Below are 4,619 nucleotides of genomic sequence, written 5' to 3' on the forward strand. Positions count from 1 at the left end.
ACGCTAGCAAAGCTAATGAGCTTTCAAACTTTACTTTTATGGAGAGTTTGATCCTGGCTCAGGACGAACGCTGGCGGCGTGCCTAATACATGCAAGTCGAGCGAATGATGAGGAGCTTGCTCCTCTGATTTAGCGGCGGACGGGTGAGTAACACGTGGGCAACCTGCCCTGTAGACTGGGATAACTTCGGGAAACCGGAGCTAATACCGGATAATCCATTTCACTTCATGGTGAAATGTTGAAAGGCGCTTTCGGGCGTCACTACAGGATGGGCCCGCGGTGCATTAGCTAGTTGGTGGGGTAACGGCCTACCAAGGCGACGATGCATAGCCGACCTGAGAGGGTGATCGGCCACATTGGGACTGAGACACGGCCCAAACTCCTACGGGAGGCAGCAGTAGGGAATCTTCCACAATGGACGAAAGTCTGATGGAGCAACGCCGCGTGAGTGATGAAGGTTTTCGGATCGTAAAACTCTGTTGTAAGGGAAGAACAAGTACGTTAGGAAATGAACGTACCTTGACGGTACCTTATTAGAAAGCCACGGCTAACTACGTGCCAGCAGCCGCGGTAATACGTAGGTGGCAAGCGTTGTCCGGATTTATTGGGCGTAAAGCGCGCGCAGGTGGTTTCTTAAGTCTGATGTGAAAGCCCACGGCTCAACCGTGGAGGGTCATTGGAAACTGGGGAACTTGAGTGCAGAAGAGGATAGTGGAATTCCAAGTGTAGCGGTGAAATGCGTAGAGATTTGGAGGAACACCAGTGGCGAAGGCGACTGTCTGGTCTGTAACTGACACTGAGGCGCGAAAGCGTGGGGAGCAAACAGGATTAGATACCCTGGTAGTCCACGCCGTAAACGATGAGTGCTAAGTGTTAGGGGGTTTCCGCCCCTTAGTGCTGCAGCTAACGCATTAAGCACTCCGCCTGGGGAGTACGATCGCAAGATTGAAACTCAAAGGAATTGACGGGGGCCCGCACAAGCGGTGGAGCATGTGGTTTAATTCGAAGCAACGCGAAGAACCTTACCAGGTCTTGACATCCCAGTGACCGCTCTAGAGATAGAGTTTTCCCTTCGGGGACATTGGTGACAGGTGGTGCATGGTTGTCGTCAGCTCGTGTCGTGAGATGTTGGGTTAAGTCCCGCAACGAGCGCAACCCTTAATCTTAGTTGCCATCATTTAGTTGGGCACTCTAAGGTGACTGCCGGTGACAAACCGGAGGAAGGTGGGGATGACGTCAAATCATCATGCCCCTTATGACCTGGGCTACACACGTGCTACAATGGACGGTACAAAGAGTCGCTAACTCGCGAGAGCACGCTAATCTCATAAAACCGTTCTCAGTTCGGATTGTAGGCTGCAACTCGCCTACATGAAGCCGGAATCGCTAGTAATCGCGGATCAGCATGCCGCGGTGAATACGTTCCCGGGCCTTGTACACACCGCCCGTCACACCACGAGAGTTTGTAACACCCGAAGTCGGTGAGGTAACCTTTTGGAGCCAGCCGCCGAAGGTGGGATAGATGATTGGGGTGAAGTCGTAACAAGGTAGCCGTATCGGAAGGTGCGGCTGGATCACCTCCTTTCTAAGGAATATTTCGGAAATAATTTTTTAGGCTTAATAACTTATAGGTTAAGTTATTAAGGGCGCATGGCGGATGCCTTGGCACTAGAAGCCGATGAAGGACGGCACTAACACCGATATGCTTCGGGGAGCTGTAAGTAAGCTTTGATCCGGAGATTTCCGAATGGGGGAACCCACTGTTCGTAATGGGACAGTATCTTGACGTGAATACATAGCGTCATGATGGCAGACTCAGGGAACTGAAACATCTAAGTACCTGAAGGAAGAGAAAGAAATTTCGATTCCCTTAGTAGCGGCGAGCGAAACGGGAAGAGCCCAAACCAAGAGGCTTGCCTCTTGGGGTTGTAGGACACTCAATACGGAGTTACAAAGGAATGAATTAGACGAAGAGGTTTGGAAAGACCCACCGAAGAAGGTAACAGTCCTGTAGTCAAAAGTTCATTCTCTCCTGAGTGGATCCTGAGTACGGCGGAACACGTGAAATTCCGTCGGAATCTGGGAGGACCATCTCCCAAGGCTAAATACTCTCTAGTGACCGATAGTGAACCAGTACCGTGAGGGAAAGGTGAAAAGCACCCCGGAAGGGGAGTGAAAGAGATCCTGAAACCATGTGCCTACAAGTAGTTAGAGCCCGTTAATGGGTGATAGCGTGCCTTTTGTAGAATGAACCGGCGAGTTACGATTACATGCAAGGTTAAGTTGAAAAGACGGAGCCGTAGCGAAAGCGAGTCTGAATAGGGCGAATGAGTATGTGGTTGTAGACCCGAAACCAGGTGATCTACCCATGTCCAGGGTGAAGGTAAGGTAACACTTACTGGAGGCCCGAACCCACGCACGTTGAAAAGTGCGGGGATGAGGTGTGGGTAGCGGAGAAATTCCAATCGAACCTGGAGATAGCTGGTTCTCTCCGAAATAGCTTTAGGGCTAGCCTCGTGATAGAGAATCCTGGAGGTAGAGCACTGTTTGAACTAGGGGTCCATCCCGGATTACCGAATTCAGACAAACTCCGAATGCCAGTGATTTATGCACGGGAGTCAGACTGCGAGTGATAAGATCCGTAGTCAAAAGGGAAACAGCCCAGACCACCAGCTAAGGTCCCAAAGTAATTGTTAAGTGGAAAAGGATGTGGCGTTGCTTAGACAACCAGGATGTTGGCTCAGAAGCAGCCATCATTTAAAGAGTGCGTAATAGCTCACTGGTCGAGTGACGCTGCGCCGAAAATGTATCGGGGCTAAACAATTCACCGAAGCTGTGGATAGACATCTATGATGTCTGTGGTAGGAGAGCGTTCTAAGTGCTGTGAAGTCAGACCGGAAGGACTGGTGGAGCGCTTAGAAGTGAGAATGCCGGTATGAGTAGCGAAAGATGGGTGAGAATCCCATCCACCGAATGACTAAGGTTTCCTGAGGAAGGCTCGTCCTCTCAGGGTTAGTCGGGACCTAAGCCGAGGCCGACAGGCGTAGGCGATGGATAACAGGTTGATATTCCTGTACCACCTCCCTACCATTTGAGTAATGGGGGGACACAGTAGGATAGGGTAAGCGCACTGTTGGTTATGTGCGTCTAAATAGTAAGGCGTGAGAGTAGGCAAATCCGCTCTCTATAACGTTGAGCTATGATGGCGAGCTCGTATGAGCGAAGTTCCTGATTTCACACTGTCAAGAAAAGCCTCTAGCGAGGTAGGAGGTGCCCGTACCGCAAACCGACACAGGTAGTCGAGGAGAGAATCCTAAGGTGAGCGAGAGAACTCTCGTTAAGGAACTCGGCAAAATGACCCCGTAACTTCGGGAGAAGGGGTGCTCTAGTAGGGTGCAAGCCCGAGAGAGCCGCAGTGAATAGGCCCAGGCGACTGTTTAGCAAAAACACAGGTCTCTGCAAAACCGTAAGGTGACGTATAGGGGCTGACGCCTGCCCGGTGCTGGAAGGTTAAGGGGATTGCTTAGCGTAAGCGAAGGTGAGAACCGAAGCCCCAGTAAACGGCGGCCGTAACTATAACGGTCCTAAGGTAGCGAAATTCCTTGTCGGGTAAGTTCCGACCCGCACGAAAGGCGTAACGATCTGGGCACTGTCTCAACGAGAGACTCGGTGAAATTATAGTACCTGTGAAGATGCAGGTTACCCGCGACAGGACGGAAAGACCCCGTGGAGCTTTACTGTAGCCTGATATTGAATTTTGGTACAGCTTGTACAGGATAGGTAGGAGCCAGAGAGACCGGAGCGCCAGCTTCGGTGGAGGCGTCCTTGGGATACTACCCCAGCTGTATTGAAATTCTAACCCGTACCCCTTAGCGGGGTAGGAGACAGTGTCAGGCGGACAGTTTGACTGGGGCGGTCGCCTCCTAAAGAGTAACGGAGGCGCCCAAAGGTTCCCTCAGAATGGTTGGAAATCATTCGCAGAGTGTAAAGGCACAAGGGAGCTTGACTGCGAGACCTACAAGTCGAGCAGGGTCGAAAGACGGGCTTAGTGATCCGGTGGTTCCGCATGGAAGGGCCATCGCTCAACGGATAAAAGCTACCCCGGGGATAACAGGCTTATCTCCCCCAAGAGTCCACATCGACGGGGAGGTTTGGCACCTCGATGTCGGCTCATCGCATCCTGGGGCTGTAGTCGGTCCCAAGGGTTGGGCTGTTCGCCCATTAAAGCGGTACGCGAGCTGGGTTCAGAACGTCGTGAGACAGTTCGGTCCCTATCCGTCGTGGGCGTAGGAAATTTGAGAGGAGCTGTCCTTAGTACGAGAGGACCGGGATGGACACACCGCTGGTGTACCAGTTGTTCTGCCAAGAGCATCGCTGGGTAGCTATGTGTGGACGGGATAAGTGCTGAAAGCATCTAAGCATGAAGCCCCCCTCAAGATGAGATTTCCCATTACGCAAGTAAGTAAGATCCCTTGAAGACGACAAGGTAGATAGGTTCGAGGTGGAAGTGTGGTGACACATGGAGCTGACGAATACTAATCGATCGAGGACTTAACCAAAAGTTGATTTAAGAACTTCAATGAATGTTTATCCAGTTTTGAAAGAATAATTCTTTCTAT

At 51.3% G+C, this 4,619-nt stretch carries 2 rRNA genes; both read left to right on the plus strand.

The annotated features are described in order from the left end of the window. Positions 1-35: 35 nt before the first annotated feature. A 16S ribosomal RNA gene (locus ABE048_RS08140) occupies positions 36-1,585 on the plus strand. A gap of 45 nt (positions 1,586-1,630) precedes the next feature. Beyond that, positions 1,631-4,559 (plus strand): 23S ribosomal RNA (locus ABE048_RS08145). Together the 16S and 23S rRNA genes form the textbook arrangement of a ribosomal RNA operon. Positions 4,560-4,619 lie beyond the last annotated feature (60 nt).

It is taken from the genome of Rummeliibacillus pycnus, from assembly GCF_050459865.1.
In the GTDB taxonomy this organism is placed as follows: domain Bacteria; phylum Bacillota; class Bacilli; order Bacillales_A; family Planococcaceae; genus Rummeliibacillus; species Rummeliibacillus pycnus_B.